Here is a 23437-nt window from a genome sequence, read left to right on the forward strand (position 1 = left end):
CGTAGGTAAGTCTTATTTCTCATGCCGATCAACGCTTCGCTAGCTTCCCGTCAGCGTGGATCACTATTTTTATTCCTCGGCAGATATGGTGCTTTCGATCCATACTATATAATGAGAAATACGAACGCTATTTCCGAGATCACCGTAAAGAGGGCCACGATATGTACGAAGATCTTTTTCACTAGAGGCCCACGAAGCAAGACCAGCAAGATACCATTTCTCATTTTCCTTAATGAGGACGGGGCTTCCACTATCGCCACTACCCGACACACCCTCGAGTGGAATAGCAGATTTTGGCGAATCGAATTTGTAGGAAATCCAACGTACATCTACATTAGAAATGACATTATAAGCTCGGCGTAAAGTGGTTCGATGGGGACTTTGAGGCTCCACTCCATCATAGCCATTGCCCGTCGCCCCCTTGCCGATTATTTGGACAGTCTTGCCTTTCTCATCACTACCAAGAAAAAGAGAGACCGGTTCAACATCGGCAATTGGTTCTTTAAGCTTAATAAGCGCAATATCATCGGACAATGCCAAAAACTCTCTCAAATTTGATCCATCACCCGAGGCTAATGCATTTTCAACAAGAGTTGAAGGTGGTTCCTTGTATCCTGGATGTACAATTACTGTCTCTACCTTACGCGATAGGCCGCTAATGATTATCTCCTCAATACAATGCTGCATACAAGCTACATGTGCAGCTGTAACAACCCATTGAGGGTAAATTAATACACCGTGCCCTTCACCTGGAAAGTCAACAAGCGCTGGGAAGGTAGATGCGGGAATTTGATATTTATTATCTTCAATATCATGACGAATGACTATGGCATTGGCCGCAAAAGATACTGTAAGTATGAGCGAGAAAAAGTATGGTTTTATATTTTTCATATCCTTCATTCCAACATTTACTCCGAAACAACTGTCGATAGGCTAACGTCCTAAATACGAGTAGTGTAAAGCTAGCAGTTTACTCGAGTATTTTTGCAAGCAAAGTGATAGGCCTATACTTCCTTATGAGATTTATCTTGTATGGTTGTTCTTCCCCAATTCTGATGTTGAAAGTCCTTTTCAGTGACGGATAAATTGAGTCCCACCTTCAGCGGCCACCGAAAGCCTTGTTTATCACAGTTCGCTGTCTAACCTACTCATAAAAGATCGACAACATGTATGAATATGATAAGCAACCACTAGGCATAACTCGAAAAGCCATGTGGGCCTCGAGCCCGAATAGCAAGTCGGAGATAGCTTATCTTATGGGACCTCAAGAGATCAATGTCGGCATCAATACCAGCAGTAGAGAACTCAATATTTACGTGTGACCTACTGGCCAATACTTTAGTGTTGACAATGATAAAAGTACCATTAAGCAATTACAACCTATTAAGCCTCGAAGAGCATTAACAGAGTCTACCGGGAGACTTAGCATAGAGCTCATTTGTGCCACAGACAGAGCGGAGTTGCTTATTGCTGCCTGCAACCCTTCGTAGATATGAAACTTTACATAGTCCCTCGGACGACTCGTCGAGACTGACAATCTAGGCGCTATTGACATTGCACTTTTTGATGAAACTTTGAAACCTAGACTACCTGTGATAAAGCCAGAAAAAATTAGGAAGACCAGTAGCTTGCTGGCCGTATGAAGCCAGTGTTTAGAAATGAATAAATACAAAATAATCGGTTTCAGAGGATACTAAAATCAGTGTAAAACCTACCCAGACCATTCTAAACACAATCAAAAGAGAGCTACAAGGTATAGACAAACAACCTTATAAACTAGTTAACGGTGGGCCTGAATGGCAGTAAAGATGCGACCTATTCTTAAGTACCAAAGGCGTCGGAAATGTATTGGCTTATACGCTGATGTGTAAACCTCCTGAACCAGGAAAGTTTAATCATCAAAGAAATAGCCTCCAGTGAAAGAGATATATTCGGAGCCGAAGACATCGTGTACGCACGGTTCTGCTTGTTGCCAAGCATGTCAGCCATGCAGCATCATCACAAACTAAAGCCGATGTGTAAGCAATTAGCCGACGCTGGTAAACCTAAAAAGGTCGCTCTGATTGACTGCATGAGAAAGCAGATTGTGATCCTAAATACGATGGTGAAAAATAACACCTATTGGATGTGAATAGTATGACTTAAAAAATTGACGAGCGACCATAGTTACTTGTTATCTTTGACCATATTCCGATAGCAGCTACAGAGCTATAAAAGTAGGCGTTTTCCCAATCCCCCTGACACTTCAGGGTAAAACCTAGACCAACCATCAATTTCCAATGACTCTTTATTGGCTCGATCTGTTATTATATCAAATTCATAAAACTCTTCTTTCCTTGTTAACCACGTGCCCTTCCATTGCGTTCCATACTGCTCAAAGATATCGGAATAATTCAATCGAATTCACTCACTCGCGAACATCCCCTTTTGGGACAACAGTAAGCTATACCATGGGTACATAGTTTCATCATTTATAAATTCGTCCGCTCACTTTTTTATTTCAAGGAACAAAAACCCATTCTGTTGTTCTGTATTCTTATTCCGAATTCGGCAAAGCTTTCAACATTCATAATAAAATTAACGCCCCGTTAGGCGGCAGTCCCAAGCTGTGATATGCTTTTGAGTACAGCTTGTGACTGTCCACCTTCAAGGTTCTTTATACGTTTGCTCCCTTTCCTTTATTTATGAACAAATATACAAATGTGATTACATAAATAGGCCAGAATAACGCCAAATTTCTTAGCAAATCATATAAGTCTTCATAGTATAGAAACTGGTGAAATGCAGCATTCGCGGCCACTAAGATAAGCCAAATTTTGGGAATTAAAGTACGCTTAATGCTAAATCCAAATATGAAAAGCGCACAGAGAATATAAAGAGGAATCATCGCAAAAAACTCTAAACTATCAAACCATGTTCGATGCTCTATATTTCTAATGTGAAAATAAGCTAAATATAAATATCCACACAGTTTAGGCCAAAAATATGCGTGAATTATTATTAGTTCTGATTTCATGCTAAACCTCAAATGATTACCGACGTTGGTCTTACCTACAAAAAGTAGACACTCTAACTATGTATATTTACGCTCATACTCTGCCCGACTTACATAGCCCAATGCAGAATACACATCAACCTTATTGTACAAAATCTCAATGTATTCAAACACCTTAGATTATACTTGCTCTTCGCCTTCGAATATTCTGGCATAGACCAGCTCGACTTTTAGCCTGCTAAAGAATGACTCCATTGCCGTATTATCCCAACAGGTAGCCTGACGACTCATACTCGGCTTGCACTTGCTTTCGGACAAAAGATCCTGGTATTTCTGCGATCGATATTGCACATCCCTGTCAGAGTGAACTAGCAGTCCAGGCTTTATTGGTCTTCGCTCTAGGGCCATTTTCAATGCTCGACATGTCAATTCATCGGTCATCTGCGAGTCAAGTGCCCAACCTACAATACGTCGAGAGTACAGATCCACAACTACCGCGAGGTACAAGCACCGCTCCAGAACCCAGATATACGTAATGTCACTGGTCCAGCGACAATTTGGTCGATCCACATCAAAGCAACGCTTAAGCAAGTTGGCGGAGACGTTAATGCTCCCCTCTACGGGCTGACTATATCGAAAGCATTTGCCGTTTCTCGCTTTAATATGCTCCTGTTGCATAAACTTAGCGACGTAGTTCCGTGAGCATGGCTCACCTAACTCTTGAAGCTCGCAAGCGATTCTAAGCGCGCCATAACAACCTTTAAACGCAGTAAACGTCTCTCGGATTTTCTCGATTGTTCGTATCTTTCTAGTCGTGCGTGGAGCTGGCAACCTCACCCGCCATCGATAATATCCCGATCTTGAGACTTCTAAACTCCGACACATCAAGCTAACCGGGAATGACCCTACATGCTCTTGTATCAATGCGTACTTTACTCTTGGTGGTTCTCAAAGTACGCAACTGCCTTTTTAGAAACTCAACCTCCTGACAAGCTTCATGCAGTTTCTTCTTGAGCTTGCGAACTTCAGCGCTTCCCTGTTTGGAATAGTCGACACCGTCTAAACTATTGAACTGTTTATCAGACAGTCGATTAAATTGACGGCGTCAGCTGTAGATCTGCTGTGCGCTGACGCCTAGCTCTCATGCCACAGCAGCCGTCTTTACTCTAGGTTTTTCCGCTCTCTTAAGTGCACAAATTTATTGGCTATAACTTGCCAGGCACGAGCACAAGCCAGGATTTAGTGTCCAACCTTTAAGCATCTAGTTAGTTATACTTTAACTCATTATCAGTTATAACTAACATATCATCTAGAACTTCACCATTTAAATCAGAAATCCAACAGTAATAACCAACTTCCTCTTCATCGAGAGTGATATCAAGGTAAGTCTCTATGCATGGATTTGACCTAAATTCATGCTTAAAACAAAGTTTATGAGCATGAAAATTGTATTTAAATTTACTAGTTATTGAAGTGTCAATATCAAAGTCTGCGGATGAAGACCACTCTTTAGCTCCCTTAAAGGCTCGAGACTCAAGATTATGCTCCACCACCAACTTATCCAAACTATTTAGCAGCTCTTCCATTATTTAATCGTCTTTTGACATAGCTAACGCGGGCTACAGCGGCTGACAAATCTGACGGTTTTTCTGTGCCGGTACAAAAAGTGACAGGTTTGGTAGTCTATTGCTGCCCCTTGTTAAATTCATTTACAGGTAAACTCCACCAACTCTTTGAATTTTGGAGGAGACTCGGACTCATTTTGCCATTGTTGTGAAAGTTTGGCAGCTAGGAACTGATACCTTTCATTAAATCTTTTGGGGTTACAATACGGGTCGTACCACATCGGTGCCTTCAGAGGGTGGCCTTGCTCACAAAAAATATTCACTCAAACTATACAGAGTGTCTACTAAACGTGGGTAAGTCTTACACATAGCGCCTCAATCAGGGGCTGGAACGTAGCTCTGAAAGCGCGGAGTGGAAGTCCAGCCCCACAGGGGCGCCTTTGACTGATTTGTTATGACTTTTTCAGGCCCAATAGTATAGGCACCGAATACTCTTTTGTTTTTTGATGAAAATCCTCTCGGCCTGAAACGCTGACCAATATAGGTGTTGCAAATATTCCCGTCATTGCCTGACCGTACTCGAAGAAATATACCTCTCCTGCCTGTACGGTGATTTTTGCTCGTAGAGCTTTATTTGGCTCCCATGTGCCCTTATCAAATAGGACTGTGTGCTCACCTGGATCAAGCTCTACCTCAAAAAAACCTCCATTCTTAAGACAGCCAACTTCTTTGTCATTTATAACCAGGTCTGGACAAGTTCCTGAACCATAGAAAGCTGCTTGCCGAAAAAAGTAAGCAATAGCTTTGCTGCCATTTGGCTCGGCAACTTTCTCAAATACAGGTCCTGTCGCAGTGCATCCAGATAAAAGAATCACAAAGAAAGCTACGATAAATGATCTCAAGATATCTCCTTAGTCATAACACCCACATAAAAGGCCGACTGAAGCACAGCGCAAGGTGGTCCAACGGAACGCAGTGGAGCGATTTTCGATGTATTGGTTATGCATTTTACTTAATGAGCCAAGGTTCCTGTTGCCTTAGTTCCATCCCAGTCGAATGTTTTGAAATTTTTAATATTTTTATCGAAGAACAAATGCATTCTATCGGTATACCCTTCCAGGACGATTTCATTAGCACCAACTACTACCCAACGCACGCCTTTCCAGCTTTTTAGTTTAGAAATCGATCCATCCTTTTCAAGGACAAACTTATAGTTACGCCCTCTCCAAGTATAATTCCACTCACTATTGCAAAGGTTACTTGCAAGCGTAACAGCCTTCGCTACAGATTACGGATCATACCTTTCCAATGGATCGGCGTTACTGAAAAATGAAAAGAAAAGGGCCATCAAAAATAGACAAACTCTCATATATCTCCCTTACCATGTTGATGCATAACGTTGCCAGCAAGGGCAGCCGAAGCGGAGCGTAGGCTGCCCAGCCCAGCCTCCGGCAGAGCGATCTTGCCTGGCCTGGTTATAGCTGGCGCGCTCTGAACCGCCTACATGCTCTCTGCCAGCCATCTTTGGCTGGCCACTGCCCGATAAACTCACAGGGAAAAATACCATAGTTTCCCTACCAAATAACTATCTGATTGGCACTTAACAATGGTGCAACTGACTTGTAGGGCTTGTTGACTTAAAACGAAGACACCAGAACAAAACTGTGGTACTAATTTGTAAAAAAATCTCTGGAGAAATGTACTCAGGAAAAAATTGGTACTTGCAGCAACTTCAAACCACCTAAAAAATGACCGCCTCAATAACGCTTCGATAATTGGCGTACGAAGTGCAGCGTAGCATATCCGGTGGAGCCCTGTAAGGGCGGAACGTAATTCATCGACTTATTATGTGCTAGTAAGCTGCAACCCAAATAGAAACGCGTGCATATCGCAGAGATTCCGACTCCGCAACCAAGTCCGATAGTAACCATTTGAGTTTGCCAGCGATTGAGAGTATTGGATTTGAATACGAGAGGGACTAATGAGGCTGATGTGACAGCTAAAGCCGAAGTGAGTGCGACAACCCCAATTTGAAGCTTAGTACCGTCGCCGTATATCTGAATAAGCACAGTTAAAATTAGTGCGGATATTGAAATGAAAGCGATTTCAGCACGGTGATAAATACGCTTCCAGTGCCTTTTCTCTTTCTGACAATACCATGCGATTTTTTTAGATAGTGACTTCAAGACTAGATCCGATTGCTGAATTTATGACTGCACATAACGCAAAGCTAAAAGGCTGGAAGCGTTTTTTCCAGAGATCCAACCCATATTTTTTTGGGACGAATTTTCAGAATTTTGTTATAACGTCTCATCTGGCCTCTCTGATACAGAAAGGCTTTTTCTAAGTAGCAGCGAGGCCAAATATATAATTGCCAGTGGAGGTAATAATGCCATAAATCCACCAACTACAACCGCTCGTTTAACCTTTAAGGTTTTTTTGATAGCTAGCATATAGCTAAGAACCAATATAACACAAAACCATAGCAATATACCCAGAGCTTCGATGTTGGAAATATTAAACAGCTCGTACATTACGCATGATCCATTAAGGAGCTATAACGCCAGCCGAAGCAACGCGTGGCTGTCCAACCCAGCCCCGAAGGGGTTGGGTGAACTTGCCTAGCCTGGTTATGGTTGGCGCGCTCGGGACCGACTACTAGCACTTTGCCAGCTATAGTTTCGCTGGCCACTGCTCAATATTTACGAGGAAAGAATACTGCACTTTCCCCAACCAATTTCTATCTTACTGGCACTCCACGAAATTGCAGCGGACTGCCGCTTTTTACAACACCCGAGCGAACACTCTAGGAGCGAAACTGCTTGAATAGCAATCAGTAAATTTGCTCAACACTGGATGCTATTTAGTGGCACTAAACCTTCAGTTACCACGAAAAATCAATAAAATCGACCGCCACAATAACGGTGGCGTTCACCAAGTAAGGGCGTTCGTTTGGTTGGGTAACTGGAGGAAGGACGACGCCCTTACTCCGGTGCAACGCGTTGTTATCTGGCTGTTGCCATTTTCCATTGATTGAACGCGTCCGTTAGCTGCGCAGATACCTCTATTCAAGATACTCCATTCTCCAGCGTGCCGGTCCGATGACTTGAGTGACGGCTTTGGCCCCAGCCGAAGCGCCGCTAAAGCTGCCGATAAATGGGATGGCGCAATCAAAAGTTAAAAGCCAGCCAGCATCGGGCGTGGGGCAGGCAAGATATACTTTGAACGTCTCACCCGAAGGAATACGGAAGTGCACAACCAAACCGCTGCCGCAGAGAAGTTGCACCACGTCATCGACAGGCGTCCCGTCGGCACTAATGTTCACATGCATTCGGTCAAAACGCGAAAAGTCCTCACCTTCCTGTGCGACATACAGTTGCGGATAGGAAACGCCATGGGTCTCGTCCAGTGTGGTCAGCTCTCCGCCTCCGGGAATATGGGGCTCGCGTCCCGCCTGGGCGATGATTTCCAGTAGACGTTCACGGGATAGCAGAAAGTGTGACATCACTTCCGCGACACGCTCCGTCGAAGGTTCGGGATCGGCCAAAAAGGCCTTAAGGTCGTTGGAGAGGCCCGACCAATCCTGCGCCGAGATCCGGGCGCCGATCGGCGCCAGCGCTATGTTGATTTCGTCGAGTGCATACAAGTCAGCTTGCTCGCCGTCGCTTTCTAACCGGATCCCGCTGTCGAGTTTCATTTGAGTCTCGATTGATTAATGCCCCACTGGTTCAACTTCACGCCAGATAACGTTTTTGACACCTGCGCCGTAGGCGTCGGATGCCTAAATTTGTTATATTTTTTGTTACAATTCACTGGAGTGTTTATATTCTTTACGAGCTTCAGCTGGTAAAACATATTGAACCATTTCTTCGCAACAAGCTCCATACCTGTCAAAGTTATTTCGCGCTTCAACAAGTGTGAGACCATGATTGTTGACAGATGGTACTATCCCCCTAAAACCAACCTCAGAATCCGACTCCCAATAACAAATAATACATATCTCTCCATGGTCACCGCTATATAGGGATAGATAGCCGCAACAGGGGCACTCAATTGTGGCATTCACTTCATTCATAGATCAGCAACTCAATTGCTGGCAAAAGTGGCGCGACTTTTGAATCAAATGGCGTGACGCTTTTGACTGTGAACTGCAGCGCTTGGTTATAACCTTTCCAGCACAACATCTGATTCAAAATCAGTATTATCACTGAGCCCTAGCAATAAATTGACCCCCTCAAATCTAAACTCTATTGAGGAGAACTCTTCTAAAGACCCTTTGCACGTAATTGATAAAACTTTCTTATGCCTCAGGTCTAGCTCCTTAGCAAGATCTACATACTCCAAATCATCCACGTCGCAAAATGCATCTTCTTCTCTCCACTCTTCCCAAAATCCGAGCGCAGCATCGAGAAAAAAGCGCTGGTAGAGTTCAACTTCTTTTAACTTCAAAATGAGCATTAAAACATTGCTTGCACTCTCTTCCGTATAAATGACAATGAAATTCTCAACTGTCTTACTCGTTAGAGAGGCGCATTCAAAGCTATGATCGTTCGTAATTCTCTGACCGATTTCGATATCCTCAGAAAGTTATAACGCCTTTCCCACAGGTCGACCGAAAGGGGGGGCGGAAGCCTCCCCCCTTGAAGTAGACGCCACCTTATATTCATCTTATGCGGCCATTCTTTCATATTCATCTGGACTTTTAAACCCAAGTGAGCCATGTCTTCTTTTAAAGTTATAGTACCTATCAAGATACCAAGCTAAGTTAGTTCTTAGCTCCTCAGCGGATTCAAAATTAAATCCTTTAAAACTCTCAGTTTTCAGTGTTTGAAAAAATGATTCTACATACACATTATAATTCATAAACCCTGGACGATTCATGCTCGGCTCAATACCCAATTCTTTGAGTCAGTTTTGGTATACATAAGTATCGTACTCAGAACCTCGGTCACTGTGAAATATTAGATCTGATTCTATATTTCTGCGACGGACAGCTTTATTTAGCGCTGACAGTGTTAGCTCAACAGTTCGAGTATCCGATAGCTCCCAGCCCAACACTTTCCGGGAGTGAAGATCAATAATCACAGCTAAATATTGCCATTGCCCATTGATCTTCAGATAGATTACATCACCTGCCTATTGAGAGTCTGGTTTACTCGGCATACCATGCTCTCTTTGTACATTTTCAACCTTAAGACAAGGATTTCCAGGCAAAGGGCGCCGACGATAGATCCTTCCAGCTTTCCCCACGATTCCAGCCTCTCTCATAAGGCGTTCAACGCGCTTGTGATTTATTCGTTCACCATCAGCTTTCAGCTCTGCGCTAATTCTTGGACTTCCATAATTACCATCATGCTGCGCATAGATAGCTTCGATACACCCAAGAATTTGCCTATTTTCTATGTCTCGAGTGCTCTCATCACGGTTGAGCCACTTATAAAACCCTTGGGGTGAAACATTCAAGTATCTACATAAGTACCTAACACCAAAGTCTGATCGATTAAGAGCTATGAACGAGAATCTTTCAGCTTTGGATCTTTCAGGTGCATTTCCCACTTTTTTAGGAAATCATTCTCCTTTTGCAACTTCTTAACCTGCTTTTTTAGACGTCTTATCTCTTTATCATCGGTTTGAGACTGAGTTTTCTCTGTCTTTGTCATACTTATTCTACGACTGGGCTTCTCGACCAGCTTGCCTTCTCTACTTTCCTGTCGCCATCTATACACCATTACTGGATGCAAACCAATAATGTTGGCGATAGTAGTCGTATCTACTTTCAGTTGATTAGTGAGGGCTACCACTCTAACTTTGAATTCTGTTGAATATTCAACAACCCGCTCTTCACTCAGTAGTTTCGGCATTTTTTCCTATCTTATTTAAAATATAGGCGTCTACTCAATGGGGGAAGGTTTCGGTGGAGCCCTGAAAGGGCGGAACGAAATGCATCAACTTGTTATGCGAATATTCTAATCTGCACTGACATCTCCATTACAAACATAGAAAGTGGCGTTTGAAATCTGCATGCTGATCAGTGGAACTGAGATTAACTGATGCCGAGCACATAGCCAAGCCTGAAAATGGGCTTGGTAAGAGCTGGTACAACTATATATAATGCCATTAATTTACAGAAGCCTATATGTATGTTTGCTAGGCGATACTTTGGTATGCTTTTGGATTACGACTAAAGGTGATCAAGCAAAAAATTTCCAAAATTTTAAACGTCTGTTCTCCTAACAACATCCCAGCTCCGATTATTCACAAGGAAAAAATATGGGTGAAACCAACTTTGAATTCATGCTCGACTACGATGCTGTTGAAGAAGCAAAAGCTATGGAACAGCAGCTGGATCAGCTCAACGAGCAACACCGCGGCGATCTCGTCCCGATAATGAAAGCTCTGCTGAAGGCTGACTATGTTGGTGACGAAGAAATTAACATCGAGAATATCCAACGCAAGAAGAGTTCGGTGTATCTATTTGGCTACGGAGGTCGGTCCGCGCAACCACCCTTCGATCTAGCTGCTTCGTTCAATGAACTTGGCTGCCAGCGTGCTTATCTTCAGGTCTATTATGATGAAGGTGGGCAAGCTCAGTACTTCATCGGCAATAAGCGTGTGAGCTTGGATGTCTTTACGACTGCCATGCGAAGAGATAAAGACAAAGGTGCTTTAAAGAAACTGTTTTTACCCAATGAGCGCATACAGGTAAATGCTACGCTGAAAAAACATGCGTGGGAGTCCAACAATCATGGTGACGTTTGCGCTAAGTTTTATACACAAGTTTTTTTAAGTTTTATTATGTAAATCAATAAGTTACAGTTTAGCCCAGTAAGAACTACAGATTTGGCTGGATTATTATGCAGGACTGGGTCATGGACGAAGTAAAAAATCAGGTTATGGGTGATACACGCTTGAATAAGCGCTTGTCTAATATTCTCAGTAATTTAAGTTCAGACCCAAACAATAGCATTCCTTGTGCAAACAAAACTTGGGCAGAAACGTTTGCAGCTTATCGCTTTATAGAAAATGATAAAGTCAACTTTGACTCTATTATGAGCGGTCATAAATCGGCAACTCTTGAGAGAATCAAAGCGCAGCCTGTTGTTCTTATCCCACAAGATACTACCTTTCTAAATTTTGCCACTGACCTAGAAAGTAAAGAGATGGGAACTCTTAGGCGTAAAGAGACCAACCAACAACTCTTGCACACCTCCATCGCGATAACACCATCCAGAGTTAATTTGGGTGTTGTTGAAGGTAGTATGTGGCAGAGAGATAAGGAATCAAGTTCTAATTCCCGCTATACCAAGTCGATAAAGGATAAGGAGAGTCGACGCTGGCTAGACCATTACGAAACGGCTTGTCAGATACAAGAGCACTGCCCTGAAAGCACAATTGTGAGTATTGCTGATAGAGAGGGTGATATTCATGAGTGGTTTCAGCTGGCTGAAGAGCAAAGTGAACAGCGGCGGGCGAGCTATATCGTTCGAGCTAAGGCCAATCGCACTTTAGAGCTCGATGGAGAAGAAACGGTTTTGCTTTGGGATCATATGAACGAGCAGAAATCTATTGGTCTATACGCGGTAGACATTCCCAAACGGAATGGGGAACCTGGAAGAAAAGCCAAAGTCAGCGTATCCACTACTGAGATACGGCTACTTGGAAAAGGAAAATCTAAACGACCACTTTCTCTCTATGCTGTATTGGCTAAGGAATTAAACCCACCAGAGGGTGAAAAAGGCATTGAGTGGATGCTGTTAACTGATCTTCCAGTTGAAGACTATAAGCAGGCGAGAGTCATCATTGAGTGGTATCGAAGCCGGTGGGAAATTGAAACCTATTTTCGGGTGGTAAAAGGCGGATGCCAGATAGAAAGTAATCGTTTTAGAACAGAGCAGCGAATGTTGAACTGTATTGCGATCTATATGATTATTGGATGGCGACTACATTCGATAACTACACAAGCAAAAAGTCTTCCTGATGAACCATGTACGAGTGCTTACTCTGAAAAAGAATGGCGCATGGTATGGATGATGCGAGATAAAAGTTCCCCACCGAATATACCTCCAAGCATGAGAGATATAACGCGTATGCTGGCAGGTCTAGGAGGATTTCTAGGGCGTAAAGGCGATGGCGAGCCAGGGGTTAAAACTGTTTGGCAAGGATATGCTAAGTTGCTCCATTATGTTGAAGCAGCAGAGGTTTTAAATGGACTTAAATAATGTGTATAAAACACAGCGTTTGCGTTATGCAGTTTGAAACGGACGATGGGCACACATTCTACTACAGAGGAAAATCACAAAATTTATTGTTATTAACTCAGGATGAGTATTCGCCTCACATAACATTCACTGCTGCGTTTGAACCCGGCTATCTCGACCACAACGCCCCTCCTGTTGCACTTGCCAAGAGACCGACCAAAATCAGCGTTAATAAGCTTAATGTACGTAAATGCGGGTTGCCGCTATTACGTGGCGATAACCACAAGTTCGCAAAAGAACGTGTCGGGTTGGCAGTGCACAAATACTTCAATACATTTGACTCTGACTGCAATACATACCTTAAATCCCTGACCGGAGAAAGCTTCCTCGGGACGGGGTTCAACAAGTTACTCAGGTATGCAGCGAACACTAAAGTTTATTCGTTTCTAGCTTTCGGACTTTATATTCGCATCGACAACGAACCCGTGAGACTGGAAATTCAAATTGAAGACCCTGAAATAAAAATTGATACGCCGGACTTGATCAAACACCTCAAATCAATGGATGTAGACTTCTTGAAGTGTGGGCAAGACGGTGCCAATTTCTGCTCCGCTTGGGCGACTACTAAGGTTTACATAGAATGTCGCGTCAATAACCGTCGTATCAATCTAAAGCTGGCTCGACGAATAAATGTTCTGGAGGATACTCGATCAGTCAAAGAGGTTTACAAGCACTTTGAGCACAAACACGGTATGGCCAGTGATGCTGATTGGCTTGATCTCTTTCAACGTTCGGAGAAGGAAGCCAAGGCTGGCAGTACTGATGCCATGTACGTTTTAGCCTTCCTGTTGGACACTTCCATCAGATGCTGGGAGCGCCAGCCTGAAGAAGCCAAAAAGTGGCGTGATAAGGCTGGTGAAGCCGGAGATTCCAAAGCATTACTTATAGCAGGTTTGAGATTAGGTAATCAGCGCAATCCTACGCCCGAAGACGTAAATGAAGCTATGGGATATTACCAGCGTGCTGCCGCGATGGGTGAGGATAGAGCCTGGGACGAGATATCTTATCTGCTTGATCGATATCCTGAAATGATAGAGTCGATCACGTTGGATAGTCCTATAGATTTGGAATTTGATCGCTCAGCTTGGCTGCGGAACGATAAAGAATGGCTTCGCGAGAGACGAGCAAGCTGGAATACGTTAGAGCCTTTGCTCAAGTCTCAATACAAGGTGAAAGATTTAGCCAAACTGAAGAAATACTACCTGAATGGAGAGTTGCCCGTTAGCGACTACGGCGACCAGCAGCCACCCATATTCAACCTTTCCCTTTTTGATGTGCTCTGGTTACACCCCAGTGAAGATTATGACGAGTTGATGGCGCTGCGCCATAAAGTGTTTGCACATCCTCAATTTGGACGTAGGAAGTTTCATGAGTGGCAAGATGTGTTTCATCGAAGGCTCGTGATGCAACCGATGACCTTTCAAGCTGGTCATGTTTTTTACGGAAGCAGTCTGCATATTCTAAATACTGCTATGTATTTCAGGATTATCAATAATAACTACACTCAACACGGTTACCATCGTCATGGTGAATTCATTAAACTTCGCCCGCCAGCAGATCCCTTGAGAGACTGGATGGACTTGGCAGTGTGGTTTTGGCTACCCGAGCTTAAGGAGGCCAACCTTGCGTTTACTCTACTTGATCCGGATGCTTTGGAATGGTGGTATAGCCTTATGCCAAACAATATAGATTTCTTCAAACGGCTAAATGCCGATAAGCTGCCATACATTTTTCTGACTTTTTACCGAATGTCCCGTTTCGATGAACGAGAGATTGATTGTCCTGTGCGTAAAGAATTTAATACACGCCTGCAGGGCTTGCTCAACAAAAAACCATTCTGTGAAAAAATCGATCGTCTCTGGGTATATGTGCGCGATACTGATTTTACGCTTAAAGACGCTTGGGTTGATATGTATGGTTCTGTGGATGAGTGGAAGCTCCACAAAAATAAGTACTGATTTAATTCAAAGGTAAGTGGGAACGAGACTTCGATTACGTGTATTCATTGAACTTGGTGCGCGTATTTAATTTGCATAACGCCGCTAGCAAGGGCAGCCGAAGCAACGCGTAGGCTGTCCAGCCCAGCCCCGTAGGGGTTGGGCGAGCTTGCCTAGCCTGGTTATGGTTGGCGCGCTCGGGACCGACTACCAGCACTTTGCCAGCCATAGTTTGGCTGGCCGCTGCCCAATATTTACGAGGAAAGAATACCGCACTTTCCCCAACCAATTCCTATTTTACTGGCACTCCACGAAATTGCAGCGGACTGCCCACCTCTACCACACTTGAGCAAATACCCTAGGAACGAAACTGCTTGAATAGCAACCAGTAAAAAGGGCTCAATATCGGCTGCAATTTAGTAGCACTAAAGCTTCAGTTACTACGAAAAATCAATAAAATCGACCGCCACAATAACGCCGGCCACACAGGCGAGCGCTTTTCGCGAGTCCAGCCAAATGCGTTTTTCGCATTTGGCGATTGTGCTGGCCCTTGTTAAGCGCTACAGGTGGACACATTACTAAACCCCGCTTTTGTAATGATTCCAGACAAAACACCTAATATTGATTCTTCGTCTGAAAGCTTATTTTTTCCCGTAAGCACCTGGACAATAGAGCGAGGCTTTGTGACCATAACACGCCACTCACCATTATTCTTACCCTCAGTCTCTGGTGTGCCACCAAGGCCTATAAAGTATTTATTACCTTTGAAAGAACAGCTGATTTCCCAGCCCCAATCCTCCTGGTAGGTATCAAGAACCTCAATGCCGGCTGATTCCATTTGAGGTTTAAACCAGTCAGCAGCATCTTCGCCAAAGCAGCAAGGATTGATAAAGTTATCCTTCTCTTCAGTAAGATTGAAAACATCAGTTTCAAACGTAATTTCTTTCATGGGATCGCTTAACGCCGCTAGCAAGGGCAGCCGAAGCAACGCGTAGGCTGTCCAGCCCAGCCCCGAAGGGGTTGGGCGAGCTTGACTAGCCTGGTTATGGCTGGCGCGCTCGGGACCGACTACTAGCACTTTGCCAGCCATAGTTTGGCTGGGCGCTGCCCAATATTTACGAGGAAAGAATACCGCACTTTCCCCAACCAATTCCTATCTTACTGGCAATCCGCGAAATTGCAGCGGACTGCCTCTTTTTACAACACCCGAGCGAACACTCTAGGAGCGAAACTGCTTGAATAGCAATCAGTAAAATCGCTCAACACCGGATGCTATTTAGTAGCACTAAACCTTCAGTTACCACGGAAAATCAATAAAACCGACCGCCACAATAACGCCGCTAGCAAGGGCAGCCGAAGCAACGCGTAGGCTGTCCAGCCCAGCCCCGGAGGGGTTGGGCGAGCTTGACTAGCCTGGTTATGGCTGGCGCGCACTGAACCACCTACTTGCTCTCTACCAGCCAACTTTGGCTGGCCACTGCCCGATAAATTTAAAGGGGAAAATACCATACTTTCCCAACCGGTTAACTATCTGATTGGCACTCCATGATGGCGTAGCTGGCTTGCAGGGCTTGCTGACTTAAAACGATGGCACTGGAACGAAACTGCAGTACCAAATTGCAGGAAAACTCTCAGAAAAAGTGCTCAGATAGAGATTGATGCTTGCAGCAGCTACAGAACATCTGAAAATCGGCCGCCACAATAACATTTATATAGTAATCATTCTGATCACTATTATCCTGATTACTATCCTGGAACCAATCTAACGAAAAAACACACAAAACCCAAGCAAAATCAATATGTTATCCATCCTTCAGAACCATTGTACCAAATGGAAAAACGATCACTTTGACTACTATCTCAATTTCACCCTACTCACGTAACCCCATAATTTATAAGTTTTTTTTACCGCTTTTCAACCGAACCCAGAAATAACACTCATCATGATCATATTTCATTAAGATGGCACTTTCTAACTGGCGTAAATTATAGTCTAACCAACATTCGAATGATCTTAGCCGTGAACTGCGAGTAAGCTCCTGAAGATTAATATTTAGAAAGAGGGAGCAACTTGAGGGCAGGCATGCCTGGATGGCTTAAGTAGATTTTAAAGGCCAAGAAACTACCTCTACACAATAATCTGTTATACCTCTAACCTTTCTTACTGCCAAAAATCTATTTTTGAATATTTAAACGTTCTATCACTTCCAACACCGAATCAAAACCCTTGGTATGAAACGCAGTCATACCCACCTTATTCGCCACCTCTACGTTTCTAGAGATATCATCCATATACACAACACTACTGGCTTCGACTTCCAGCTGCTCAAGCGCATGCTTGAAAAATGCTTCATCGGGCTTTGCCATACCTATAAGGTGGGAAGCGAATATTGGGCCCAAATAGTTATGTGCATTAAATTCATGAGTGATGCGTGGCCAGTGAAGTTCATTGGTATTTGTCAATGCGGCCACTCTGTAATTTTTCTCTAGAGAACTGAGTAATTCAATTGCTCCTGGATAGAATCCCGTAGGCCAGTTTGTGAAATGATCGATTATCGTCTCTATCGATTCCTCTATTTCCAATTGAGACTTTAAAGCGTTTGCAAATTCTTCTGTGGTGATTTCTCCTCTCTCAAACTGCCTTACCGGACCGGAGATAATAACATCAGTCACAGGCGCTTTACCGGTTGGTAATGGACGGCCTTTTAGCTCTATTAGTACGCCGCCGAGATCAAACAGTAATACATCAACTTTCAAAACCCATAACCCTCATATTTTCAACGGCCAGAAACGCGCTGCTCACTCCTCACCATCAGATACACCTCGGTGAGACCAAGGCTAGTGCTATCAAATTAGCCAATATCATTCTTATCGTCCTACTTTCTTCCTCTCTATGATCTAAGATCCCAAGTACAATCAGAAGCTAGTAAGCAAACTATGACGACTTCCCTTCATGAGCTTGTGGAGATGGTGCTCGCAAGAAAGATTAGCGCAGTATCACTGATTGAAGAAGCTTGTGACAATGCAGTTGCTCATTCCGAACTCAATGCTTTCATCTGCCTCGATCGGCATGGCGCCCTTCAAAAAGCCAAATGCATTGACAGGGAATTGGCCTCCGGTAGCCACCGTAGGCCCCTTGCCGGTATCCCCATCGTTGTTAAAGACAATATCAATGTAAAGGGTATGCATACCACTGCTGGGACCCTTGGCATGAACTTTCTGCCGAAGTCCTCTGCCCCAGTAGTTGAGCGACTCGAGGGATGTGGGGCCATAGTGGTTGGGAAGACCAATCTACATGAACTCGCCTTTGGTGCAACCTCCAATAACGCTGCATTTGGTGCCGTAAGGAATCCGTGGGACATCGCTTGCTTCCCCGGCGGTTCATCGGGGGGCACCGCTGTTGCTGTAGCCGCGGGGATTGTGCCCGCTGGCCTCGGCACCGATACCGCCGGCTCCGTCAGATTACCCGCGGCGTTAACTGGTATTGTTGGCTTTCGCCCTTCAACTGGCAGCCTTAGCAGCCAAGGAGTCGTACCCTCTGTGCCAGCATTTGACACAATCGGCCCTATGGCTGTTAGTGTCGAAGATACCATCTATCTGTTTGAAGTGATGACAGGGGTCTCCGTACCCCAATGCAAGCCGATCAATCAGTTGCGCTTGGGGCTTGCCCACCCTCTATTTGACAACCTCTCACCTGGAGTAAACCAGTCTTTCAGGGCTCTAATCAGTACCCTTATTGATGCCGGAGTAGACCTGGTAGAAGTAGACCTTTCGCCAATAGTCAGCGCCGCTCTCGAAATCGGATTTCCCGTCGGGTTTCATCAGATGCGGACAGCCATGGGGCATTTTCTGGCGAATTATCAACCACAAACTCAACTAGAGGGTTTGGTAGCAATGATCAAGAGTGAGGATGTGAAAGCGGTCTATCAGGAATCAGTGCTCGGCCCTAAGTCACCGTCAGACTCAGCCTATCAAGCGGCCTTAAAGAAATTGCCTGCTGTGCGCGACAGCTATTCGAAGATTATCCAGCAGCATCAACTGGACGCGATCGTATTTCCAACTGCGCCAATCGAAGCGCAATCCCTGGAAACATCCTCATACCAACTGGAGCTAAATGGACAGACACTCCCCACCCTGGACACACTGATATACAACAATGTCTCCGCACCAGTTACCGGTGCCCCAAGCATCAGCATCCCCATCGGGCCTGGCACCAATGGATTACCGGTGGGCCTGGAGATAGATGGGTTACCTGGAGCGGATTTGGCACTACTTGCCGTAGCTAGACAGCTCGAACAGGTACTAACACTCCAAAAGTAAGAGGAACTATCCCCCCTCTTCCCCTCGGGGAATTGTCTTCCATATAGCGGTGTTACTTGATGAATAAATTGCTTTACCGTCAGTTGCTACGCTATACACGCCGCCGGGAACAGGGTAAAGATTAACCAGGGAGCCGTTCTCTCGATAGTGTCGCAGCCCGTCACCTGCCGCCACCCACAGATCATTTTTGGGGCCAGTAACAATAAAACCATCAGGAATCCCTACTGGTACCGACAAAACCCATTGCTTCTCTTCCAATTTTTCCGGGGATGGCAAAGCGCTTACATAAATGTCTTTTGTTTTTTTGGGGTTGTAAGGATTCTTTCCATCGATAGCTGCAGTATCACCAATATAAATTTGGTTGCCTATTGGAGAGATTGCCAACCCATGAGGCATCATGTACTCCGCTGACAAGCGAATTAACTTTTTTGTTGAAGGATCAAAAGCATAGACAGCTGGCGTTAACATTGGCTCAGGCTTGAAGCCTTGGTTGTAGCCATAATCTGGATCGGTGAAGTAGATCCAGCCAGAGGGTGACTGTACAACTTTATTGGGTGAATTAAATGGCTTGCCTTTATAGGCATCTACAAGCACTTCTCGTTGACCGTCTGAAAGGCTTATGCGGCTGATAGCGCCCGGGGTTACTCCTTTCCCCTGCTCTGCAACCAATAAATGTTCACCGTCATTGCTAAGCCACATGCTATTTGCCATATTGCTTCGGTGCTTCCAGGTTACAACTTCTCCAGTAATAAAGTCGTAGTAACGGATCGATATTTGTGGATTCTCAATCTCTAAATCTGGAACACTGGTGAAGTAGAGACGTTTCTGGGAGGGTACATAAACAAGCCCCTCATGTGCATCCGTTTCCACCAAGATCGAATGGGTAGCCTGCATCGGGGAATTCCCCAGTAGATAATTGCTGTAAGTAATAGCCAAGAAAAGGACTGAGCTGAAAAGCAGAGAAGAGAAGACACTGGGGGGTTTAGTAGTCATATCGCCCCTAATTAGACTTTATCTGTACGGATAGTTCTGCAACTACTCTACTGTGAGCCGCTGAAGGTATCATCAGGGTCATTCTCTGACCCCACACTGGAAACGGCCTTATCCAGCATTCTATTGATCTCCCCACTCTCCTTTAGGCTTTCTAGAGCAGCATTTAGTCGCTCGAGCAGTTCCTTATTCCCTTTCTTAACACCGATACCAAAGGGTTTTGGGGGGAAGTCTCCACTAATATTCACCAGACGATATAAAGTCGGATAGGCTGATGCCTTACGCAAAAGTACCAGGTTAATAATGTCGTTGGAGGCAGCATCAGCATTTCCACTTTGAACAGCCTCTAAAGTTGCTGAGCTTGTGGGCGCTACAACCAATCTGGCCCCCTCCAATGACGGCAGGACAGCACGCATTCTTTTCAGGGAAAGTGAGCCTTTAGTAACAGCAATTATCTTACCTTCCAGATCGATAAAACTCTCAATATCACTATCTTTATGGACCAGTAAACCCTCCCCCGTAACGTAATAAGGAATCGAAAAGTCCACTTTTTCTTCGCGCTCTGGAGTGATGGTAAACTGGGATACCACCATATCCACTCTTCCGTCTTCAAGTGCCTTTATACGATCCTCATCCAGCACACGGGTTAGCCTTATATAGCCAGGGCCGCCAAATAACTTCTCCCCAATTGCCCTAACCAGGTCAGGCTCAAAGCCTTCTATCGCGCCAGAAGAGGGTTCTCTATACGCCAACCCTGGAATATCATAAGTAACCCCAGCAACGAGCTCTCGGTCCTCAAGATCAGCCCAAACATACCCCACATAAATAACCGATAAAACTAGCAAGCTGCCTATTAGACGGGACACTAGATACATAGCTAAGATCCAGTAATTTCAAATATATTGGCTCAGAGCCCCCTAAGTAATTCTGTAATATCCATTGAGACACCAAAGGCCGAAACCTTAGTCGACTAGCAGAAAGAGGCTATAGGTAAATATAGGCGTATATAAAACCAATACAGGTGATACTGCACTTTAAGCTACTAAGGATATTGGCTTGCTGGCGTATCTATAATTGATAAGCGGACTATTCGTGCCACCAATACAATAAGCGCAATGTTTTTTCATTTTCATAATTACTAACATTGCGCTTGTTGACACCCACTTACTGCTTAGCACCTAACCCTTTCTCTTTTTCAACACCATCAGTTTTGCAAAGGTACGCACGGAAACTGTCTCCACCAAGTAGAAAGGACTATCACTAAAGAGTTGGTTCCATTCACTCAACGTTCGCTCCCGCCCACGAGTTCCCATCAACATCTGCATGTCCATGGCAGCCAAATTAAGGTCTGCGCCCTTTTCAGGTAATACTGCGTCAACAATGGCGAGCGTAGCATTTTTCCCTTGCATGGCAGAGTAAATATTATTGAGGAGTCGCTTTGCCTTACTGTCATTCAGCAAGTGAAAAACGGCCGTACACAAGTAGATATCCTTATCACTATTAGCTACCGGCAGCCTATCGTTAATAATATCTGCCGGGAAGAAGTCCAATCGCTCTTCAACTGAATCACTCAATGAGTTTTTCCAGTACTCTCTTGCCGTCCCCTCAACATTATTCCTGTCGACCACCATCGCCGTCATGTGTTTATATGAAGAGAGGACACTCGCACTTTTGCTGCCTTTTGCCCCACCCAAGTCAATAATCCTATCAAACCTGCTCCAATCAAAATCTTGTAAATACTGTAGCCCGGTAAGATTATCAACGGTATCCATAGCGTCCGAAAACAGCGTGCTCACAGATTGATGATCATTCATATAATCAAACATTTCCTGATCATAAACACCTTCAAAAGGCACACTCCCATCTTTAATATGATCTTCAAACCCATTAAACCAAGGCTTGCTGAATTCTGGGGAGTTATGCATAAGCACCATGCTTCTTACGCTGTTACTGGCATCACTGCGCAACACTTCAGAGTTTCGATTGTGCGAAAAGTGCCTTGCTTTTACCTCCTTAAAAATCCCCATTGCACACAACATCCTCATCAATCGATATAGATGCTCTTTATCTGCATTACAATCATTTGCCAGTTTTTCTACTGGAACGACTTCACTGTTAATATGATCAGCTATATTTAATCGGACAGCCGTATACAGACATCTAGACTGCCAAAATAATGATCCAATTTGCATTATCCGAAATGGCGGCGGCATCAGAGCATTAGGAATATTACAAATACTATTAATCATATTAGAAGCGCGCTGAAAGACCCAATTTACGGCTCTATTTCTTTGCATTGACTGGGGCATAAGAACTCCTCAGAAATAACATCTGATTAAAAATAGATATAAGAGACCGGCCTCAACTTGCTGAGGCCTTATCGCTATAAGCTTTGCAAACCTGACTTCAGAAGTCGGCCATTAAACTCTGCAAGCTGTTTTAAGAAATCGGGGTCCATAACGTGCCCCATTTGCTCTTCCAGGACGGGTTTGGCCAACATCGGCAACATAGCCAAACTGACAAATGAAATCCTGAGTAAATCATACTTGGGGTCTTCAGGTTCAGCTTCTTCACCCTTAATTTCAGCTAACCGCCGAGACCCCCTTTGACGCCCCCGCTCCAGGAGCTGACGGATCACATTTTTCCCCGGCCCTTGATTAAGGGCCATGACTTTCAGGATCAGAGCCGGAAACTTGGGATTCTCTTGCATGGTGGAGTAGTAAAGGGCAAAGAAATCTCCAAAATCCCAATCGCCATCAAGGCTGAGTTGCTCTACGGCCTCGATCAATGGCAGAAGGGTTTGGCGGATCATATCTTCATAGAGGCCATCCTTGCTACCGAAGTAATATCGAATCATCGATACCGCCACTCCAGCCTTAGCAGCAATCTGGCGAGTTGTGACCCGTTGGTACTCATCGTTCAAAAAGCACTCTCGCGCCGCATCGATAAGCCGATTGGCAACATCCGACTCCTGCATAGGCCCGCTCCTTCCTATCTAGCTTGCAGGAGAGGCTAACAGGGTACCCTACTGCCTTCCAGGCTATTTGTTGTTCAATTTGAGGGGTTTGTACGACGGGTTGACGTGGCCCTATATCCCCAAACTGGATGCGACCCCACTCATTCATATGAAATTGTCTCGAAGATATTCGTAGTTTAGAGCAAGTGGATTTGGATCTGGCACTATTTACCCAGCTAACAAAGCACCTGGGTGATCTCTAATATTCAGAACACAAGTATTGCTAATAACACCAAGATATACATTCGAAAATTGATAGTCATCCTCTACATTTTATCTCGTTCGTGAGTTCGCCCTTCCAGAAATGCCACGAATCAAATCTCGCATTCTGAATCAACTTAAAACCACCTATCGAC

General features: G+C 44.4%; 23 protein-coding genes. 5 read left to right on the top strand and 18 right to left on the bottom strand.

Annotation, left to right across the window (positions count from 1 at the left end):
- Positions 1-69 precede the first annotated feature (69 nt).
- The 5 genes from ACJJIY_RS18540 to ACJJIY_RS18560 all read right to left on the bottom strand — a co-directional run bounded on the left by ACJJIY_RS18540 (position 70) and on the right by ACJJIY_RS18560 (position 7094).
- Positions 70-900, bottom strand: a complete 831-nt coding sequence (locus tag ACJJIY_RS18540; RefSeq protein ID WP_444896875.1) for a trypsin-like serine protease — start codon at positions 898-900, stop codon at positions 70-72.
- A gap of 2275 nt (positions 901-3175) precedes the next feature.
- Positions 3176-3880: an IS3 family transposase gene (locus ACJJIY_RS18545; RefSeq protein WP_445358578.1), complete on the bottom strand. Its 705-nt coding sequence runs from the start codon at positions 3878-3880 to the stop codon at positions 3176-3178.
- Positions 3881-4260: 380 nt separating this feature from the next.
- Entirely contained in the window at positions 4261-4581 is a 321-nt protein-coding gene (locus tag ACJJIY_RS18550) for a hypothetical protein (RefSeq protein WP_444896874.1), read from the bottom strand.
- A gap of 431 nt (positions 4582-5012) precedes the next feature.
- Complete coding sequence (locus ACJJIY_RS18555) at positions 5013-5462, bottom strand: DUF2846 domain-containing protein (protein WP_445358579.1); 450 nt, start codon at positions 5460-5462, stop codon at positions 5013-5015.
- A 1398-nt stretch (positions 5463-6860) separates the two neighbouring features.
- On the bottom strand, positions 6861-7094 hold the full coding sequence (locus ACJJIY_RS18560) for a hypothetical protein (protein WP_444896872.1): 234 nt from the start codon (positions 7092-7094) through the stop codon (positions 6861-6863).
- A 332-nt stretch (positions 7095-7426) separates the two neighbouring features.
- On the opposite strand from ACJJIY_RS18560, the gene ACJJIY_RS18565 reads away from it, so the two are divergent.
- A complete protein-coding gene (locus ACJJIY_RS18565) occupies positions 7427-7597 on the top strand; it encodes a hypothetical protein (protein WP_444896871.1) in 171 nt (56 codons plus the stop codon).
- Between the two features lie 27 nt (positions 7598-7624).
- Here the strand turns inward: ACJJIY_RS18565 and ACJJIY_RS18570 are convergent, their stop codons facing one another.
- From ACJJIY_RS18570 to ACJJIY_RS18600, 7 genes are all read right to left on the bottom strand, one after another.
- Positions 7625-8257 carry a hypothetical protein gene (locus ACJJIY_RS18570; RefSeq protein WP_444896870.1) on the bottom strand — a complete coding sequence of 211 codons (633 nt, stop codon included), beginning with the start codon at positions 8255-8257 and terminating at the stop codon, positions 7625-7627.
- Between the two features lie 105 nt (positions 8258-8362).
- Entirely contained in the window at positions 8363-8635 is a 273-nt protein-coding gene (locus ACJJIY_RS18575; protein WP_444896869.1) for a CPCC family cysteine-rich protein, read from the bottom strand.
- 86 nt (positions 8636-8721) lie between these two features.
- A complete protein-coding gene (locus ACJJIY_RS18580) occupies positions 8722-9018 on the bottom strand; it encodes a hypothetical protein (protein WP_444896868.1) in 297 nt (98 codons plus the stop codon).
- A 210-nt stretch (positions 9019-9228) separates the two neighbouring features.
- The gene (locus ACJJIY_RS18585; protein ID WP_445358580.1) at positions 9229-9441 is read right to left on the bottom strand and encodes an integrase core domain-containing protein; all 213 of its coding nucleotides are present in this window, start codon (positions 9439-9441) and stop codon (positions 9229-9231) included.
- A gap of 27 nt (positions 9442-9468) precedes the next feature.
- Positions 9469-9645 carry a DDE-type integrase/transposase/recombinase gene (locus tag ACJJIY_RS18590; protein WP_445358581.1) on the bottom strand — a complete coding sequence of 59 codons (177 nt, stop codon included), beginning with the start codon at positions 9643-9645 and terminating at the stop codon, positions 9469-9471.
- A gap of 51 nt (positions 9646-9696) precedes the next feature.
- On the bottom strand, positions 9697-10116 hold the full coding sequence (locus ACJJIY_RS18595; RefSeq protein ID WP_444896866.1) for an IS3 family transposase: 420 nt from the start codon (positions 10114-10116) through the stop codon (positions 9697-9699).
- The gene (locus ACJJIY_RS18600) at positions 10068-10421 is read right to left on the bottom strand and encodes a transposase (RefSeq protein WP_444896865.1); all 354 of its coding nucleotides are present in this window, start codon (positions 10419-10421) and stop codon (positions 10068-10070) included. The genes ACJJIY_RS18595 and ACJJIY_RS18600 overlap by 49 nt, the downstream gene beginning before the upstream one ends.
- A gap of 409 nt (positions 10422-10830) precedes the next feature.
- On the opposite strand from ACJJIY_RS18600, the gene ACJJIY_RS18605 reads away from it, so the two are divergent.
- From ACJJIY_RS18605 to ACJJIY_RS18615, 3 genes are all read left to right on the top strand, one after another.
- A complete protein-coding gene (locus ACJJIY_RS18605) occupies positions 10831-11361 on the top strand; it encodes a hypothetical protein (RefSeq protein ID WP_445358582.1) in 531 nt (176 codons plus the stop codon).
- Positions 11362-11429: 68 nt separating this feature from the next.
- Positions 11430-12779 (top strand): IS4 family transposase, encoded by a 1350-nt coding sequence (locus ACJJIY_RS18610; RefSeq protein WP_445358491.1) that lies wholly within the window; start codon positions 11430-11432, stop codon positions 12777-12779.
- Between the two features lie 26 nt (positions 12780-12805).
- Positions 12806-14776, top strand: coding sequence for a tetratricopeptide repeat protein (locus ACJJIY_RS18615; protein ID WP_445358583.1), 1971 nt, complete (start codon positions 12806-12808; stop codon positions 14774-14776).
- A 532-nt stretch (positions 14777-15308) separates the two neighbouring features.
- Here the strand turns inward: ACJJIY_RS18615 and ACJJIY_RS18620 are convergent.
- On the bottom strand, positions 15309-15704 hold the full coding sequence (locus tag ACJJIY_RS18620) for a hypothetical protein (protein WP_282931845.1): 396 nt from the start codon (positions 15702-15704) through the stop codon (positions 15309-15311).
- 1226 nt (positions 15705-16930) lie between these two features.
- Complete coding sequence (locus ACJJIY_RS18625; RefSeq protein ID WP_444896859.1) at positions 16931-17512, bottom strand: HAD family hydrolase; 582 nt, start codon at positions 17510-17512, stop codon at positions 16931-16933.
- 180 nt (positions 17513-17692) lie between these two features.
- Here ACJJIY_RS18625 and ACJJIY_RS18630 point away from each other — a divergent pair, with 180 nt between their 5' ends.
- Positions 17693-19075: an amidase family protein gene (locus ACJJIY_RS18630; RefSeq protein WP_444896858.1), complete on the top strand. Its 1383-nt coding sequence runs from the start codon at positions 17693-17695 to the stop codon at positions 19073-19075.
- A gap of 6 nt (positions 19076-19081) precedes the next feature.
- Here the strand turns inward: ACJJIY_RS18630 and ACJJIY_RS18635 are convergent, their stop codons facing one another.
- The 4 genes from ACJJIY_RS18635 to ACJJIY_RS18650 all read right to left on the bottom strand — a co-directional run bounded on the left by ACJJIY_RS18635 (position 19082) and on the right by ACJJIY_RS18650 (position 23042).
- Complete coding sequence (locus ACJJIY_RS18635; protein ID WP_444896857.1) at positions 19082-19969, bottom strand: SMP-30/gluconolactonase/LRE family protein; 888 nt, start codon at positions 19967-19969, stop codon at positions 19082-19084.
- A 146-nt stretch (positions 19970-20115) separates the two neighbouring features.
- Positions 20116-20940: a transporter substrate-binding domain-containing protein gene (locus ACJJIY_RS18640; RefSeq protein WP_282933242.1), complete on the bottom strand. Its 825-nt coding sequence runs from the start codon at positions 20938-20940 to the stop codon at positions 20116-20118.
- Between the two features lie 303 nt (positions 20941-21243).
- Positions 21244-22374 carry a methyltransferase gene (locus tag ACJJIY_RS18645; protein ID WP_444896856.1) on the bottom strand — a complete coding sequence of 377 codons (1131 nt, stop codon included), beginning with the start codon at positions 22372-22374 and terminating at the stop codon, positions 21244-21246.
- Positions 22375-22448: 74 nt separating this feature from the next.
- The gene (locus tag ACJJIY_RS18650; protein WP_282933244.1) at positions 22449-23042 is read right to left on the bottom strand and encodes a TetR/AcrR family transcriptional regulator; all 594 of its coding nucleotides are present in this window, start codon (positions 23040-23042) and stop codon (positions 22449-22451) included.
- Positions 23043-23437 lie beyond the last annotated feature (395 nt).

Source organism: Microbulbifer maximicatervae (SeqCode) (assembly GCF_052468155.1).

Coding starts and splice junctions, on each gene's coding strand:
- ACJJIY_RS18540 (WP_444896875.1), bottom strand. CDS start 900: ATGAAGGATATGAAAAATATAAAACCATACTTTTTCTCGCTCATACTT.
- ACJJIY_RS18545 (WP_445358578.1), bottom strand. CDS start 3,880: ATGTGTCGGAGTTTAGAAGTCTCAAGATCGGGATATTATCGATGGCGG.
- ACJJIY_RS18550 (WP_444896874.1), bottom strand. CDS start 4,581: ATGGAAGAGCTGCTAAATAGTTTGGATAAGTTGGTGGTGGAGCATAAT.
- ACJJIY_RS18560 (WP_444896872.1), bottom strand. CDS start 7,094: ATGTACGAGCTGTTTAATATTTCCAACATCGAAGCTCTGGGTATATTG.
- ACJJIY_RS18570 (WP_444896870.1), bottom strand. CDS start 8,257: ATGAAACTCGACAGCGGGATCCGGTTAGAAAGCGACGGCGAGCAAGCT.
- ACJJIY_RS18575 (WP_444896869.1), bottom strand. CDS start 8,635: ATGAATGAAGTGAATGCCACAATTGAGTGCCCCTGTTGCGGCTATCTA.
- ACJJIY_RS18580 (WP_444896868.1), bottom strand. CDS start 9,018: ATGCTCATTTTGAAGTTAAAAGAAGTTGAACTCTACCAGCGCTTTTTT.
- ACJJIY_RS18585 (WP_445358580.1), bottom strand. CDS start 9,441: ATGAATCGTCCAGGGTTTATGAATTATAATGTGTATGTAGAATCATTT.
- ACJJIY_RS18600 (WP_444896865.1), bottom strand. CDS start 10,421: ATGCCGAAACTACTGAGTGAAGAGCGGGTTGTTGAATATTCAACAGAA.
- ACJJIY_RS18605 (WP_445358582.1), top strand. CDS start 10,831: ATGGGTGAAACCAACTTTGAATTCATGCTCGACTACGATGCTGTTGAA.
- ACJJIY_RS18610 (WP_445358491.1), top strand. CDS start 11,430: ATGGACGAAGTAAAAAATCAGGTTATGGGTGATACACGCTTGAATAAG.
- ACJJIY_RS18615 (WP_445358583.1), top strand. CDS start 12,806: ATGCAGTTTGAAACGGACGATGGGCACACATTCTACTACAGAGGAAAA.
- ACJJIY_RS18620 (WP_282931845.1), bottom strand. CDS start 15,704: ATGAAAGAAATTACGTTTGAAACTGATGTTTTCAATCTTACTGAAGAG.
- ACJJIY_RS18630 (WP_444896858.1), top strand. CDS start 17,693: ATGACGACTTCCCTTCATGAGCTTGTGGAGATGGTGCTCGCAAGAAAG.
- ACJJIY_RS18635 (WP_444896857.1), bottom strand. CDS start 19,969: ATGCAGGCTACCCATTCGATCTTGGTGGAAACGGATGCACATGAGGGG.
- ACJJIY_RS18640 (WP_282933242.1), bottom strand. CDS start 20,940: ATGTATCTAGTGTCCCGTCTAATAGGCAGCTTGCTAGTTTTATCGGTT.
- ACJJIY_RS18645 (WP_444896856.1), bottom strand. CDS start 22,374: ATGCCCCAGTCAATGCAAAGAAATAGAGCCGTAAATTGGGTCTTTCAG.
- ACJJIY_RS18650 (WP_282933244.1), bottom strand. CDS start 23,042: ATGCAGGAGTCGGATGTTGCCAATCGGCTTATCGATGCGGCGCGAGAG.